This window comes from Curtobacterium sp. VKM Ac-1395 (genome assembly GCF_015350975.1).
In the GTDB taxonomy this organism is placed as follows: domain Bacteria; phylum Actinomycetota; class Actinomycetes; order Actinomycetales; family Microbacteriaceae; genus Curtobacterium.
This window is the reverse complement of sequence record NZ_JADKRX010000001.1, coordinates 358338-372808: the sequence shown is the minus strand read 5'-3', so window position 1 is coordinate 372808 and position 14471 is coordinate 358338. Positions and strand designations below refer to the sequence as shown.

The 14471-nt window shown below is 72.7% G+C and carries 21 protein-coding genes; 12 read left to right on the top strand and 9 right to left on the bottom strand.

Annotated features, from left to right (window positions below):
- Window positions 1-10: 10 nt before the first annotated feature.
- The 8 genes from hemC to hemE form a co-directional block, all read right to left on the bottom strand.
- Window positions 11-1030: a hydroxymethylbilane synthase gene (gene hemC / locus ITJ68_RS01935; protein WP_194659659.1), complete on the bottom strand. Its 1020-nt coding sequence runs from the start codon at window positions 1028-1030 to the stop codon at window positions 11-13.
- A complete protein-coding gene (locus ITJ68_RS01930; protein ID WP_194659658.1) occupies window positions 1027-2262 on the bottom strand; it encodes a ferrochelatase in 1236 nt (411 codons plus the stop codon). Before ITJ68_RS01930 ends, hemC begins: the two co-directional genes overlap by 4 nt.
- Entirely contained in the window at window positions 2259-3029 is a 771-nt protein-coding gene (gene hemQ / locus ITJ68_RS01925; protein WP_416354628.1) for a hydrogen peroxide-dependent heme synthase, read from the bottom strand. Before hemQ ends, ITJ68_RS01930 begins: the two co-directional genes overlap by 4 nt.
- 92 nt (window positions 3030-3121) lie before the next feature.
- Window positions 3122-3352, bottom strand: coding sequence for a hypothetical protein (locus tag ITJ68_RS01920; RefSeq protein WP_194659656.1), 231 nt, complete (start codon window positions 3350-3352; stop codon window positions 3122-3124).
- Window positions 3353-3396: 44 nt separating this feature from the next.
- Window positions 3397-3855 (bottom strand): phage holin family protein, encoded by a 459-nt coding sequence (locus ITJ68_RS01915; RefSeq protein ID WP_194659655.1) that lies wholly within the window; start codon window positions 3853-3855, stop codon window positions 3397-3399.
- Window positions 3852-4106, bottom strand: a complete 255-nt coding sequence (locus ITJ68_RS01910; RefSeq protein ID WP_194659654.1) for a hypothetical protein — start codon at window positions 4104-4106, stop codon at window positions 3852-3854. Before ITJ68_RS01910 ends, ITJ68_RS01915 begins: the two co-directional genes overlap by 4 nt.
- 95 nt (window positions 4107-4201) lie before the next feature.
- Window positions 4202-5518 (bottom strand): protoporphyrinogen/coproporphyrinogen oxidase, encoded by a 1317-nt coding sequence (locus ITJ68_RS01905; protein WP_194659653.1) that lies wholly within the window; start codon window positions 5516-5518, stop codon window positions 4202-4204.
- Window positions 5515-6627, bottom strand: a complete 1113-nt coding sequence (gene hemE / locus ITJ68_RS01900; protein ID WP_323743185.1) for a uroporphyrinogen decarboxylase — start codon at window positions 6625-6627, stop codon at window positions 5515-5517. Before hemE ends, ITJ68_RS01905 begins: the two co-directional genes overlap by 4 nt.
- A 38-nt stretch (window positions 6628-6665) precedes the next feature.
- On the opposite strand from hemE, the gene ITJ68_RS01895 reads away from it, so the two are divergent.
- Together ITJ68_RS01895 and ITJ68_RS01890 are read left to right on the top strand one after the other, a co-directional pair.
- Window positions 6666-7982, top strand: coding sequence for a glutamyl-tRNA reductase (locus ITJ68_RS01895; protein ID WP_194659652.1), 1317 nt, complete (start codon window positions 6666-6668; stop codon window positions 7980-7982).
- 20 nt (window positions 7983-8002) lie between these two features.
- Window positions 8003-8401, top strand: coding sequence for an NUDIX domain-containing protein (locus tag ITJ68_RS01890; protein ID WP_323743184.1), 399 nt, complete (start codon window positions 8003-8005; stop codon window positions 8399-8401).
- A 10-nt stretch (window positions 8402-8411) separates the two neighbouring features.
- On the opposite strand, the gene ITJ68_RS01885 is transcribed toward ITJ68_RS01890, so the two are convergent.
- Entirely contained in the window at window positions 8412-8717 is a 306-nt protein-coding gene (locus tag ITJ68_RS01885; protein ID WP_194659651.1) for a hypothetical protein, read from the bottom strand.
- Window positions 8718-8871: 154 nt separating this feature from the next.
- Between ITJ68_RS01885 and ITJ68_RS19450 the strand changes: the two genes are divergently transcribed.
- From ITJ68_RS19450 to ITJ68_RS01835, 10 genes are all read left to right on the top strand, one after another.
- On the top strand, window positions 8872-10074 hold the full coding sequence (locus ITJ68_RS19450) for a helix-turn-helix domain-containing protein (protein ID WP_194659650.1): 1203 nt from the start codon (window positions 8872-8874) through the stop codon (window positions 10072-10074).
- A 159-nt stretch (window positions 10075-10233) separates the two neighbouring features.
- Window positions 10234-10701 (top strand): Asp23/Gls24 family envelope stress response protein, encoded by a 468-nt coding sequence (locus tag ITJ68_RS01875; protein ID WP_194659649.1) that lies wholly within the window; start codon window positions 10234-10236, stop codon window positions 10699-10701.
- A complete protein-coding gene (locus ITJ68_RS01870; protein ID WP_194659648.1) occupies window positions 10698-10889 on the top strand; it encodes a DUF2273 domain-containing protein in 192 nt (63 codons plus the stop codon). Before ITJ68_RS01875 ends, ITJ68_RS01870 begins: the two co-directional genes overlap by 4 nt.
- Window positions 10886-11200 (top strand): hypothetical protein, encoded by a 315-nt coding sequence (locus ITJ68_RS01865; protein WP_194659647.1) that lies wholly within the window; start codon window positions 10886-10888, stop codon window positions 11198-11200. The genes ITJ68_RS01870 and ITJ68_RS01865 overlap by 4 nt, the downstream gene beginning before the upstream one ends.
- A 9-nt stretch (window positions 11201-11209) precedes the next feature.
- A complete protein-coding gene (locus ITJ68_RS01860) occupies window positions 11210-11800 on the top strand; it encodes a DUF6286 domain-containing protein (RefSeq protein WP_194659646.1) in 591 nt (196 codons plus the stop codon).
- Window positions 11797-12360 (top strand): hypothetical protein, encoded by a 564-nt coding sequence (locus tag ITJ68_RS01855; RefSeq protein ID WP_194659645.1) that lies wholly within the window; start codon window positions 11797-11799, stop codon window positions 12358-12360. The genes ITJ68_RS01860 and ITJ68_RS01855 overlap by 4 nt, the downstream gene beginning before the upstream one ends.
- A gap of 103 nt (window positions 12361-12463) precedes the next feature.
- On the top strand, window positions 12464-12637 hold the full coding sequence (locus tag ITJ68_RS01850; RefSeq protein WP_194659644.1) for a CsbD family protein: 174 nt from the start codon (window positions 12464-12466) through the stop codon (window positions 12635-12637).
- 93 nt (window positions 12638-12730) lie between these two features.
- Window positions 12731-13813 carry an Asp23/Gls24 family envelope stress response protein gene (locus ITJ68_RS19300; protein ID WP_194659643.1) on the top strand — a complete coding sequence of 361 codons (1083 nt, stop codon included), beginning with the start codon at window positions 12731-12733 and terminating at the stop codon, window positions 13811-13813.
- Entirely contained in the window at window positions 13810-14232 is a 423-nt protein-coding gene (locus tag ITJ68_RS01840) for an MFS transporter permease (protein ID WP_194659642.1), read from the top strand. Before ITJ68_RS19300 ends, ITJ68_RS01840 begins: the two co-directional genes overlap by 4 nt.
- A gap of 32 nt (window positions 14233-14264) precedes the next feature.
- Window positions 14265-14456 carry a hypothetical protein gene (locus ITJ68_RS01835; protein ID WP_194659641.1) on the top strand — a complete coding sequence of 64 codons (192 nt, stop codon included), beginning with the start codon at window positions 14265-14267 and terminating at the stop codon, window positions 14454-14456.
- Window positions 14457-14471 lie beyond the last annotated feature (15 nt).

The window sequence follows — 14471 nt, the reverse complement described above, 5'->3', positions numbered from 1 at the left end:
GGTGGGCGTCCTACTCTGCCGGGGTCGCGAGACCCGGGCCAGCGGTGTACGGGCCGTCGGTGGTGTCCTCGGCGACGGTGTCGGCCAGGTCGGCGAGCGCACCAGCGCCGTTCTCGAGCAGCTCGGTCGCGACGCGGCCACCGACCTCGAGGGCCTCGTCCAGACGGTCCTGCGGGGAGCCGTCGAGGACCGCGGCGTGGGACGCGGTGCGGTACTCGGTGCCGTCGGGACGGTAGACCGTGGCGGAGACGAGCAGCATCTCGGCGTCGACGATGGCCGTGGCACCGATCGGGGCCGAGCAGCCGGCCTCGAGCTTGGCGAGGACCTCGCGCTCCGCGGCCACCGTGAGGCGGGTCGGGGCGTGGTCGATCTTGCGCAGCGCAGCGAGCAGGTTGCGGTCGGTCTCGTCCGCGCGGGTCTCGATGGCCAGCGCCCCCTGACCCGGCGCGCTCGGCCAGAAGCCGAGGTCGAGCAGCTCGGTGGCCTCACCCAGGCGGTCGATGCGGCCGAGCCCGGCAGCGGCGAGCACCACGGCGTCGAGGTCGTCCTGCACCCGGCCGAGCCGGGTGTCGATGTTGCCGCGGATGTCGACGACGTCGATGTCCGGACGCTTCGCGCGGAGCTGCGCGGCGCGACGGGGCGACCCGGTGCCGACCTTGGCGTGCTCGGGCAGGGTGTCGATCGTGGCGGCGTTCCTGGCGACCAGGACGTCGCGGGCGTCAGCGCGCTTCGGCACGGCGGCGATCGTCAGCCCCGGGTACGGCGCGGTGGGGAGGTCCTTCAGCGAGTGCACGAGGACGTCCACCTCACCGGCGACCAGGGCTTCGCGGAGGGCGCTGGCGAAGACGCCCGTGCCGCCGAGGCTGGCGAGGGAGGCACGGTTCGTGTCGCCCTCGCTCGTGACGGTGACGAGCTCGACCGGGCGCCCGGACACCGCCGCCAGGCGGTCGGCCACGTCCTGGGACTGGGCGACCGCCAGGCGGCTGGCGCGGGTGCCGAGACGGATCGGCGTCGGGGTGCCCTCGGTCACGGCGCCAGACCCGCGGCAGCCGGCTTGAACCCGGCCCGCTCGTTCTCGCAGCAGCCGGGACGGCAGACGTCGTACCAGGGGCCGATGTCCGTGACGTGGGGGCGCTCGGACGTCGGCACGCCGTTGACGCGCTCGAGGACCAGGTCGACCAGGCCCGCGACGTAGGCCGGGTCGATGCCGGGCGTCTGCGTGCGGAGCGACCAGTAGCCGAGTTCACCGGCGGTCTCGGTGGCTTCCTCGTCGAGGTCCCACATGACCTCCATGTGGTCGCTGACGAAGCCGAGCGGGACGATGAGCACGGCGCGGGTGGGACCGCCCTTGAGCTCCTCGTTCATGTAGTCGTTGATGTCGGGCTCGAGCCACGGCTGCGTCGGGGGGCCCGAACGCGACTGGTAGACGAGCTTCCACGCGGGCTTCGTGGTGCCCTGCAGGTGCGCGTGCTCCGGCTGCTCGACGAGCTCGGCCCAGGCCCGGTCGAGGACGACCTGCGCGACGGCCTCGTGCTGGGCGGCGTACGCACCACCGTCGCCGAAGCCCCGGAAGTCCGGACCCGACTTGGCTGCGTCGGTGGACGGGATCGAGTGGGTGGAGAACAGGATGCGCAGCTCGGTGGCGACGTCGAGGCCGTCGTTCTCGGCGATCGCGCGGGCGAGGCCGTCACGGACGCCGTCGACGAACGGCTGCACGAAGCCGGGGTGGTCGAAGAACTGCCGGACCTTGTCGATCTGGATCGTGTCGATCAGGCCGGTCTCGTCGAGCACGCGGGCGTAGTCCTCGCGGTACTGACGGCAGCTGGAGAACGACGAGTAGGCGCTCGTGGCGATCGCGATGAGCTTGCCGTAGCCCTTGTCGGCGGCCTCGGTGAAGGCGTCCGCCAGGTAGGGGTCCCAGTTGCGGTTGCCCCAGAGCACGGGCATGTCGATGCCGCGGCGCTCGAGCTCGGCTTCGAGCGCTGCCTTGAGCGCACGGTTCTGCGCGTTGATCGGGCTGACGCCGCCGAAGTGCCGGTAGTGGTGGGCGACCTCTTCGAGTCGCTCGTCCGGGATCCCGCGGCCACGGGTGACGTTGCGCAGGAACGGGATGACGTCGTCCTGGCCCTCGGGACCGCCGAAGCCGGCGAGCAGGATGGCGTCGTACGCCGTCGGGACCTCGACGTGCTCGGGACCGGACGCCGCGGCGGCGGTGGCGGCGAGGACGGGGCGGCCGTTCGTGATCTGGCTGGTGTCGGTCATGACAGCACCTCCGGGAGTTCGGCGGTCGTCACGCGACGACCCGTGTAGAAGGGGACCTCTTCCCGCACGTGCATGCGGGCTTCGGTGTAACGGAGGTCGCGCATCAGGTCGACGAGGTCGACGAGGTCGGGGCTCTCGAGCGGCAGGATCCACTCGTAGTCGCCGAGCGCGAAGGACGCGATGGTGTTCGTCAGGACGCGGCGGTACTTGGCGCCCTGGATGCCGTGGTCGCGGAGCATCTTCGAGCGCTCCTCCTCCGGCAGGAGGTACCACTCGTAGGACCGGACGAACGGGTACACCGTGATCCAGGCCTCGGGGTCCTTGCCGCGGAGGAACGCGGGCGTGTGCCGCTTGTTGAACTCGGCTTCGCGGTGCATGGCCATCGCGTGCCACACCGGTTCGGCGTCCTGGAAGAGCGCGGTCCGGCGGACGTCGCGCAGCACCGCCTGGATCGCCTGGGCGTCGTCGCCGTGCAGCCAGATCATGACGTCGGCATCGGCGCGGAAGCCGGAGACGTCGTAGAAGCCGCGGATCGTGACGCCGTGCTCGGCGCCGCGGGCGACGACGGCGTCGAGTTCAGCCACGCCGTCGTCACCGACGCGGGTGACCGCACCGACGGGGCGGCGGAACACCGCCCACAGCGCGTAGGCCGTCAGCAGGTTCGGGTCGACGCCCGAGTCCGGTGCGGTCTCGTGCGGCGAGGTGCCGTGGGGAGAGGGGTCGTGCGGGGTGCTGGTGCTGTCGTGCGCGGGCACGGTGGAACTCATGCGGTCCATTGTCCTATCGGTTGCAAGGAACTTGTCGTCGCCGGTCCCCACACCGGCGAGCACCCCGTGACCGCGGGCGACCCCTGTCGGATCTACCGCCGTCGGAGTACCAGCACGACGATACCCCCGACCACCGTCACGCCCGCTGCGACCCCGGCCAGGTACTCGGGGCGCTTCTCGACGACGCCGCGCTTGACCTTCGACGCCGCGATGCCGAGCTGCTTCGGCAGGTTGAGCTTGTCCTCGATCGCGTCGAGGGTGTCGAAGAGCTGGGCGCGGGTCTTCGCGACGCGGTCGGCGATGTCGTCGTGCTGGTCGGTCACTGGGACTCCTCGGTGTGGTGCGGGGACGGTCGACACGTCAGGCGTCAGAACCGGCCGCTGACGTCCGGCTTGCGGGACGCGTGCTGGATCTCGGGCGTGGGCTTCTTGCCGAGGCCCTTGACCGCGTTGATGTCGTTCTTGACGCTGTCGATCGTGCGCTTCGGCGTGATCGGCAGCCCCTTCTTGAACCGCTTCCAGCCGACGAACCCGAGGATCGCGGCGACGACGAGCATCACGAACGCGAGCACGAGCGCGGCGAGCCACGCGGGCATGATCGTCGCGAGGCCCATGACGGCCGCCGTGAGCAGCACGCCGATCGCGTACAGCACGATCACGAGCGCGGCGACGAGGAGTCCGGCGGCGAGGGCGAAGACCTTCGCCTTCCCCATCAGCTCGGCCTTCAGCAGCGCGATCTCGCCCTTGACGAGGTTCTTGACGAGCTGGGGGACGTCCCCGACGAGACCGAAGAGCGATCGCGACTTCCGGTCACGCGTGTCGGTCATGAGGTCGTGTCGTCCTTCTTCTGACCGACCTTGCGAACGACCTTCTTGGTCTGCTCACCGATGAAGTCGGCGACGTCCGGGGTCTTGTCGGCGACGAACTCCTCGACGCCGTGCACGCTCTTCTGGACGTTGTCGTTGTTCCAGATCTTGCCGCTGACGGTCTTGATCTGTTCGTAGCGCGCCCGTCCGGCTCGCGATCCCAGGACGTACCCGAGTGCTGCGCCGGCGACGAACAGGAGCCTGCCTCGCATGGTTCCTCCGAAAGTCAGTGTGCGTGGAATGCGCGCCGAGAGGGATGTCCCCCGGCGTTCCACCAACAGTAGCCCTCAGCGGGTCAGCGGTCCGCTCAGGAACCGAGGAGCGCGCGGACCGCTGCCCTGGTCGTGGTGACGATGCCGGAGAGCCCGCGCCCGCTCGACGCCTCGCCGATGCCGACGACCCCCTCCGCCAGGCCGGCGGCCTGCGTGTCCGGGCCGTGCCACCGCACCGAGGCGGCACCGAGGACGCGTGCCGCGTCCACCGGCAGGCCGAGCAGGGCGCTCGCGTCCGTCGTGGCCCGGACGCCCGTCTCGCTCGTGGGGTCGACCGGGAGGCTCGTGGCCACGTCCGCCGCGTCGGCCGCCGGGGTCGCGTAGCTGAGCCGCAGGACGTGGCGTCCGCCGGCAGCGTCGGCCAGCCACGGCCACTTCACCGTCGCGTGCGTGAGGGCCTTCGCCCGGACACCGGTGGCGGCCGGGTGCACGAGCATGCCCGTGCCCCGGGGCGCCGCGTCGAGTTCCGGCTGGTCGACGACGAGCGTGACCAGCTCGATGCCCGTCCGCGTCGCCGCCGTCGTCCGCGTCGGGTCGGACACCGCCGAGAGCACGTGGTCGGCCACCAGGCGCTCGGTGGTGCCGTCGGCGCCGGTCACCTCGACCGCGGCCCGGTCGACCCGGGTCACCCGGGTGTGCAGCCGGACGTCGACGTGCCAGGTCTCGAGGTCGGCGACGAGTTCGTCCACGATGCGCACGATGCCGCCGCGGATGCCCTGCACGGCGGACCCCGCGGTCGCCCGTTGCCGGAGCGCGAGCACGGCCCGGGCGAGGGAGCCCTCGCGGAGGAGCGCGTCGCGGAGCCCGGGAGCGACCCGGTCGGGATCGAGGTCGTCCGGGTGCGTGGAGTGGACACCCGCGACGACGGGCACCACGAGGTCGTCGAGGACCTTGGCGCCCATCCGCTTCCGGACCATCGCGCCGAGCGAGGTCGCCCGGGCACCGACGGGCGCCGGCAGCAGCGAGTCCATCTGGGCGCGGAGCCCGCCGCCCTGCCCGACGACGGCGAGCACGTCGGCCGCCATCGGGACGCCGGGGATGCCGAGGAGCCCGGTCGCCGGCATCGGGGCGGTCCGGCCGTCGCGCGTCATCAGCCAGGCACCGCGCGGGTCCGGGGAGACGATCTCGTTGCCGAGCCCCAGCTCGATCGCGAGCGAGGAGACGGCGTCCGTCCTGGTGGCGAACGAGTCGGCGGCCATGTCGAGGTCGATCCCCGCGACGGTGTGCCGACGGATCATGCCGCCGAGCACGCCGGAGGCCTCGACGAGCACCACGTGCACCCCGGCCTTGGCGAGGTCCCGAGCCGCGAGCAGCCCGGCGACCCCGCCACCGACGACGATCGCCTCGGTCACGCGGAGGCCTCGGCGCCGCTCCCCAGGGCGTGCACGAGCTCGACGACGCGGGTCAGCACGGTGGGGTCGGTCTCCGGCGGGACACCGTGACCGAGGTTCACGACGTGGGCACGGGCGGCCCCACCGCGGCGCACGACCTGGCGCACGTGGGCCTCGAGGACGTCCCACGGAGCGGAGAGCATCGCCGGGTCGATGTTGCCCTGCACGGTGACACCGGTGCCGACGCGCTCGACGGCCTGGTCGAGCGGCAGGCGCCAGTCCACGCCGACGGCGTCGACCGCGACCGTGACGCCACCGAGGGTCGTCATGTCCCGCAGGACCTCACCGCTGCCGACGCCGAAGTGGATGCGCGGGACGCCGAGGTCGGCCACGTGTGACAGGGCCTCGGCCGAGTGCGGTGCGACGTGCGTCAGGTAGTCCTCCCGCGACAGCGAGCCGACCCACGAGTCGAAGAGCTGGACCGCCGAGGCGCCGGCGAGCACCTGCGCCCGGAGGAACGTCCCCGACACCCCCGCTGCCCAGGCCAGCAGGCGCGACCAGGTCACCGGGTCGGCGTGCATGAGCGTGCGGGCGCGGATGTGGTCCTTCGAGGGTCCGCCCTCGACCAGGTAGGCCGCGAGGGTGAACGGCGCCCCGGCGAACCCGATGAGCGGCGTGCTGCCGAGCTCGGCCACGGTGCGGGCGACGGCCTCGGCGATGGGGGCCAGCGCGGCCGGGTCGAGGGCCTCGAGCGCGTCGACGTCCGCCACCGTGCGGATCGGCGAACCGAGGAGGGGCCCGCGGCCGGGGACGATCTCGACGTCGACGCCGGCGAGCTTGATCGGCACGACGATGTCGCTGAAGAAGATGCCGGCGTCCACCCCGTGCCGACGGACCGGCTGCAGCGTGATCTCCGACGCCATCGCCGGGTCGAGGCAGGCGTCGAGCATCGCGGTGCCCACGCGCAGGTCGCGGTACTCGGGCAGCGACCGGCCCGCCTGGCGCATGAACCAGACCGGCAGCGTCTCCGGACGGTCACCCCGCAGGGCCCGGACCAGCGCCGATCCGGCGGTCCGTCCGTCGGCGAGCGGGTGCGTGGCTGGCAGTGCGGCTGTGGATGCGTCGGTCACCGCACGATTCTCCCACCGAGCGCGGTACCATCGAGTACGTGCTCATCTGTCTCACGGCGTCGCATCGCAACGCCAGCTTCGACCTCCTGGAGCGACTGAGCATCGGCGCCCCCGCGGCGGCCAGCAGACTGGTCACCGACTCCGACGTCCTCGACGGCGCCGTGGTCCTCGCGACCTGCAACCGCTTCGAGGCCTACCTCGACTTCGCCGGCGACGACCGCGACTCCGCGGTGTCCGCCACCGTCGACGCCGTGGCCCAGGCCAGCGGGCTCGTCGGCACCGAGGTCCTCGAGTCCGTGTCCGTGCTCGGCGGCAAGGACGTCGTCCAGCACCTCTTCGCCGTGTCGAGCGGCCTCGAGTCCGTCGTCATCGGCGAGACCGAGATCTCCGGGCAGGTCCGCCGCTCGCTCGAGGACGCCCGCGCCAACGGCACCACCACCTCCGACCTCGAGCGCCTGTTCCAGGAAGCCGCCCACACCTCCCGCGGCGTCAAGACCCGCACGCGCATCGGCGCCGCCGGACGCTCGCTCGTCCGCCTCGGGCTGGAGCTCGCGTCGTCCCGCGTGACCGACTGGGCCCGGGCCAACGTGCTGCTCGTCGGCACCGGCAGCTACGCCGCCACCACGATCGCCGCCCTGCGTGACCGCGGCGCCGAGCGGATCCAGGTCTACTCGCCGTCCGGCCGCGCCCCCTGGTTCGCCGCCAAGCACGACCTCGTCGCCGCGCACGACCTGCACCAGGCGATCACGTCGAGCGACGTCGTCATCACGTGCACGTCGAGTGAGGTGCCGGTCATCAGCGCCGCCGACCTCGACGACGGGGTCCGACGCATCGTCATCGACCTCGGACTCCCCCGCAACGTCGACCCCGCGGCCGCGCAGGTGCAGGGCACGGAGCTCCTCGACCTCGAGACCATCAGCATCCACGCGCCGGTGTCCGAGCTGAACGCCGAGTCCGAGGCCCGCGCCATGGTCGAGGACGCCGTGTCCCGCTTCCGCGCGCAGTCGATGGAGCAGTCGACGACGCCGGCGCTCGTGGCGTTCCGGAAGCACGTGTTCGACATCCTCGACGCCGAGATCGAGCGCTCGACCCGACGTGGGGACGTCACGCCGGAGTCCGCGGAGCAGACCGAGCGGGCGCTGCGGCACCTGGTCGGGGTGCTGCTGCACCGGCCGTCGGTCCGCGCCAGGGAGCTCGGGCGCGCGGGACGTGGCGACGAGTTCGTCCAGGCGCTCGACGCCCTCTACGGGGTCCGACCGGAACCCGAAGCGGAACTGGACGTGCCGACGCCCGTCGTGCCGCTGGCGGACCGGACCGCCCCGGCACACGGCGACGACGCTGCGGACGCCAGCTGAGCCTCCCACCCGTCCTGCAGGTGAGCGCGCTCCTGCTGGTGCGCCACCGTCGGGTCCTGATGGTGCGGGCGCGTGGGCGTGACGTCCTCTACCTGCCCGGCGGCAAGGTCGAGCCCGGCGAGACGGCCGTTCAGGCCGTGGTCCGTGAAGCGCTCGAGGAGACCGGTCTGCGGTTCACCACCGCCGACGTCGACGAGTTCGCGGTCGTGACGGAACCGGCGCACGGACAGGCGCCCGGCACGGTGGTCGCGATGACGCTCTTCCTGGCCCGATCGGGAGGCCCGCTGGACACCGCCTCGCCCGTCGCCTCCGCAGAGGTGGACGAGGTCGAGTGGGTCAGCTCGGCGGACGCGGACCGGTGCCCGCCGGCGGGCGTCGAGACGCTGCGCCTGCTCACGCAGGCGCAGCTCGTCGACTGACGGGGCGGACTCAGCCGTTCTCGGTGTCGTCGGTGCCCGTGCCGGTGTCGACGTAGTGGCCGACCTCGGCCGACGCGCGTGCCGTGCCCTCGTCCGCGTCGCCAGGGATCTCGGAGTCGACGTACTCGCCGTCGGTGCCCGTGCTGGTCGGCGTGGCCTCGCCCGGGATGTCGCTCTCGACGAACTCGCCGACGGGCTCCTCCGAACGCGGCGACTCCTCGCCCGGGATGTCGCTGTCGACGAAGGCGCCCGCGGCCGGTTCGACCCCGTCGGCGCGGTCCGACTCGCCGCGGATCTGCTCGTGCTTGCCTGCCATGGTCGTCCTCCAGGGTGGGTGGGCGGCATCGCTGCCGTGTGCTGGCGAGTGTGCTCGTGCACCCTGAGTGTCCTCCGGACCGGGCGACCCGTCGGACGCTGGCCCCCGACCACGGTGATCGACCCGGACCCGGTACGGGTGTGAGGATGGGCGCGTGAGCACGTCGTCCAACGGATTCCGTCGACTGCGGTTCTCCGACGAGGACGGCACCGACTACGACGCGATCTTCAGCTCGGAGTACCGCGGGTCGGAGTTCTTCACCGAGACGCGGGTCGCTCCCGGTACCCGGTACGAGTACACGGTGGTCGGTGACGACGACCTGTCCCTCCGGACCATGCGCGCGACGGGCGGTCGGCGCACGGGCGTCATCGGCCCGCGTGAGGACCACGTCGTCTTCTGGCTGTCCCAGGGCACGCTCGAGATGCACTTCGCCGACCGGGTCCGCGTCGTCCGACCGGGTGCTCCGTACATCGCCTCGGCGTCCGAGGCCTACCGGTTCGAGTCCGAGGAGACGGTCTACAACGGCGTGCACGTCGCGGACCGGTTCCTCCGCACGGTCGCACGTGAGCTCGGCTACCGGCAGCCCGACGGCCCGCTGCTGTTCGCGCAACAGGACGAGGTCGTCGCCCGGCGCGAGCCCCTCCGTCGGCTGCTGCGCGAACTCACCCCGGCGCTCCTCGACGACCGCGTGCAGGGGGCGATGCGCACGGCGTTGAACCGGCGCCTGGCCGTCGTCGTCCTCGACACGTTCCCGCTGCGGGACGTCGACGACGACGTCCCGCTCGCGAACCGCCTGCGCGACGCCATCCGCCACATCGAGGACCACGCGCGCGAACGGCCGTCGGTCGGGGCGATCGCGGCCGCCGCGGGCCTCGGCGAACGGAGCCTGCAGGACGTCTTCGTCCGCACGCTCGGCGTCACCCCGAGCCGGTTCCTCCGTGACCACCGTCTGGACGAGGTCCGACGGCAGCTCCTGCACGGTGACACCACGGACGGGGTCATCGACGTCGCGCGCTGCTGGGGCTTCACCAACGCCGGCCGGTTCGCCGCGACGTACCGGGAGCGCTTCGGGGAGAGCCCCGGTGAGACGCGCGCCGCAGCACGCGGGCCGCACGGCACGACCGGGGAGCCCTCCGCCCGAGTCCGGCAGGCCATGGCGTTCATCGCCGAGCACGCCGGGGAGCACCTCACCGTCCAGGCGATCGCCGACGCGACCGGGGTACGTCCTCGTCGCCTGCAGCAGCTGTTCCAGGACGAGTGCGGCACCACGCCGATGGCACATCTGCGCGCCGTCCGGGCCGCGGCCGTCGCCCGTGCAGAACGCAACGCGGCGGACGAAATCGGCGTCGAACGCTGACTCGTCCGCCGAACGGGGGACAAGTCAGGCCAGAACGGGCCGCTGTCTGGCAGAAGTCTGGGAACCGCGATCGGCGTGTGACTTCTCTCGACCCCAGCCCGTCTCATCCGTGAACAGCAACCGCTGGGAACACCCGGCGGGCTCTCGGAAGGAGACATCATGGCGAACACCACGACCACCCCCACCCCCGGCACCCTGGCCGCGACGACCGCGACCGGCTCGGCCGCTCGCTCCACCGGCTCCACCACCGGCAAGACCGTCATCGACGACACCGTCGTCTCGAAGGTCGCCGGCATCGCCGCCCGCGAGGTCAACGGCGTGCACGGCCTCGGCGGCGGCGCAGCCCGTGCCATCGGCGCCCTCCGCGACGCCATCGGCCAGCGCGACCTCTCGCAGGGCGTCAAGGTCGAGGTCGGCGAGAAGCAGGTCGCCGCGGACATCACCATCGTCGCCGAGTACCCGGTGCCGCTGCAGCAGGTCGCCGAGGGCGTCCGCTCCTCGGTCGCCCGTGCCCTCGAGCAGATCGTCGGCATGGAGGTCGCCGAGGTCAACGTGACCGTCCAGGACGTCTTCATCCCGGGTGACGACGACGAGGACGACGACAAGAAGGAAGCGCGCGTCGCATGAGCACCACACTCGCAGGCGCCCTGATCGGCGCCATCCTCGCAGTCGTCGCACTGCAGTTCGGCTTCTGGGGCTTCGTCCTCGTCGTCGTGTTCGCCGCGATCGGCGCCCTCGTGGCCGCCCTCGTGTCCGGACGCATCGACCGCGGTGCCCTGACCGACGTGCTGACCGGACGCCGGAGCTCCAAGTGACCGGCGGCCCGGAGGTCCCGGGCCGCGTCGAGATCACGGCGCGCGCCCTGACCTCGTGCGCCCGCGCCGTGGCCGCCGAACACCTCGGTGCTCCGGCCCGTCGTGTCCGGGTGGCCCTCGGTGACCACCAGGGGTCCCTGGCACTCGACATCACCGGCCCGATGGCCGCGGCCGACGACCTCGTCGGCCGCGCCACGACCTCGGCCACCGCGGTCCGTGACCGCGTCGGCGAGCTCACCGGCCGTCGAGTCGGCAGTGCCCACATCGAACTGACCGGGATCGTGCGCGAGCACGAGACCCGGGTCCGCTAGGAGACCATCATGAGCAGCAGTCCCAACGGCGCCAGCGGCGTCGAGCGACGCATCCGGCGCCGGAGCGTGCACCGCTCCCGTTCCACCGCCGTGTCCGTCGCGCTCGTGGTGCTCGCCCTGGTGGCCGCCTGGATCGGCACCGAGTCCGTCCTCCGCGCGGTCGGCGCAGCACCCCTGCTCGCCGACCCGCAGACGGCCGTCGACACCGCGCTCCGCCCGGACGCCGCGTTCGTCACGATCGCCGAGGTCATCGCCGGCGTGCTCGTCGTGCTGGGGATCGTCCTCGTCGTCCTGGCCCTGAAGCCCGGTCGTCAGCACCGCTCCCCCGTCCCGCACGAGCGCGGCGCGGTCATCATCGACACCCGCATCATCGCGGCGACGGCAGCGAACGCCGCCGGAACCGCAGCGGGCGTCCCGGACGGCAACGCCACCGCCACCTCGCGTGGCACCAGCACCGAGGTCCGAGTGGTCCCGGTCTCCGGCATCGCCGTGGACGAGGGGATCGTCCGCGACGCCGTCAAGGACCGCCTCGGCCAGCTCGACGAGCGCTTCGGTCGTCGGGTCAAGGTCCGCATCGCAGAACAGGGGACGCTGTCATGACCAAGAGCAACCGCACCCTCAACCGCATCATCCTGTTCGTCCTCGGGATCGTCGCCGTCCTGGTCGGTCTGACCATCGGCGCCGGCGTCCTGCCCGCGGTCCGCGACGCGGTGCGTCCGTACCTCGAGCTGCCCCGCAGCGTCGACGTCCCCGCCGCGTCGCTGTGGATCGTGGCCGTGGCGTGTGCGGTCGTGATCGTGCTCGCCCTGATCTGGGTGTTCACGCGCGGCGGTGGCGGAACGTCCATCGCCGTCCGGGAACGCTCCGGCGACGACGCCGTGACGATCAACGTCGCGCTCGTCCGTGACGTCGTGGAGCACGAGCTGCGCGAGGTCCGGGACGTCGTGAACGCGAAGGTCGACGTCTTCCTGGTCCGCCGGCAGCGCGCCGCCCGGATCAAGGTTGCCGTGCGCCGCGGCGGCGACGCCGTCGCCGTGCTCGACGCCGTCGACCACGCCCTCGCGGTCCTGGACCGCACCCTCGGACGGCCGGTCCCCGTGCTCGTCCACCTCACCGGCGGGACCCGCTCGGTCCTCGCCAAGCCGTCCCGCGTCGGCTGACCCGTCCCCGAGTCGGCTGACACCGACCCGCGGACGCACCCCGAGCCTCCCGGCTCACCCACCACCCCACCGGGCTCACGCCCACCTCGAGAAAGGACCCCTCATGGGACTCGACGACAAGATCAAGAACGCCGCTCAGGACATCGCCGGCAAGGCGAAGGAGGCCTTCGGCAACGCGACCGACGACGACTCCAAGGTCGCCGAAGGCAAGAAGGACCAGGCCTCGGCCAGCGTCAAGCAGACCGGCGAGGACGTCAAGGACGTCTTCAAGAACTAGGACACCCACACCGACGACGACGGGGTACCCGCCACGGGTGCCCCGTCGTCGCCTGTCCGGCACCGGACGCACCCTGACCGAGGAGGAGAGACCATGCAGAACGCCACCCACGCCCGCACGCACGTCATCGACGTGGAGCTGCCCGCGTCGCTCACCGAGCCACTGCCCGACGACGCGAGCACCCTGACGATCGCCGCCAGGACCGCGGCCGTCACCGCGCTCGGCGTCGACGGGGTGCACCACCTCGGCAGCCTGGTGGAGCGAGCCGCCGACCAGGTGCGCTCCCGCCTCGGCCGGGCCGGCAGCGCCCTCGGCGTGACCGTCGACGACGCCGACACCGCGCTCGACGTCCGGGTGTCGCTCGTGGTCGAGTACCCCCAGCCCGTCACCGCCGTCGCCGAGGAGGTCCGCTCGCAGGTCGCGCGGGCCGTCGAGGAGACCGCCCAGCGCCCTGCGAACGTCGAGGTCCACGTGACCGACGTGCACGGACCGTTCGACGACGAGCCGTCCGTGATCGACAGGGCCTCGGACGCGGTCAAGGACGCCACGGACCAGGTGCGCGCCACGGCCGCTGACGCCGCTTCGACGGTGCGCGCCACGGCCGCTGACGCCAGCGACCAGGTGCGGGCCGCGTCGTCCGACGCCGCCGACCGGGTGCGCTCCGCGTCGTCCGACGCCGCCGACCGGGTGCGCTCCGCGTCGTCCGACGCCGCCGACCGGGTGCGCTCCACTGCGTCGGACGTGTCCGACCAGGTCCGCGAGACCGCCGGCCGTGCCCGCACGGCCGGGACCGAGGCCCTGCAGCGCGCGTCGGAGACCGCCGCCGCTGCCGCTGACTCGGCCCAGGCGACGGCACGGCATGCCCGTGACGCCACCGTCGACGCCACCGCGACCGCTGCCACCCGCGCGTCCGACGCCACCACGACCGCAGGTGCGCACACCGCCGACGGGACCCAGCGTGCCGCTGCCGACGTGGCCGAGCGGGCCGCCGAGGCCGCCGACGCCGCTCGTGACGCGGCCGTGAGCGCCGCCGACCAGGTGCACGAGGTCGTCGAGGCCGAGGCCGCCGAGGCCGAGCGCGCGGAGGAGTCCGTCGACGCGGACGTCGAGCACGCCACCGACGCCGCTGACGAGGCCCGAGCCGCCGCCGACGACGCCCGGGACCCCCGCGCATGACCGCCTGGTCCGGACGCAGCGGCCGACGGTTCGGACGTGAGCGTCCACCCCGTGCCCGCGGCGTCTGGATCGCCACGGTCGTCGGCGTGCTGGTCGTCCTGCTCGTCTTCACCGCCGGCTTCCTGCCGCTCGTCGGGTTCCTCGGCGGGGTGACCGCGACGACGGCCGGCCTGGTGCCGTTCCCGTTCGTCCGCGTCACGCTCGTGACGGTCCTCGGCGGGCTGGTGGTCCTCGGCCTGCTGGTCCTCGCCGTCACCCGACGCCGGACCGTGGCCGCGTGGGTCCCCGTGGTCCTCGCGGTGCTGGTCACCGTCGCTGTGACCGTCTACCCGCTCGTCGCCGTCGCCGTCGGGTCCGCCGACCGGGCCGGCGACGTCTGGCCGATCATCACCGACCTCGTACGACGGGTCACCGGCTGACCGGCCGGCCCCCACCACCGAAGGGACACCTCATGCGCAACCGCGTCATCGTCATCGGAGCCGTCGTGCTCATCGCGTTCGCGATCGGATCGCGGTCGAACCGCCCCGTGATCAAGCAGTCCAAGGGCGAGACCGCCCGGAAGATGTGGAACGACCCCCGCGCCCGCAAGGGACGCAAGAAGCTCGCGAAGAAGATCGCCAAGGCCGCGAAGAAGCACGGCTGAGCCCGGTCCCGACGA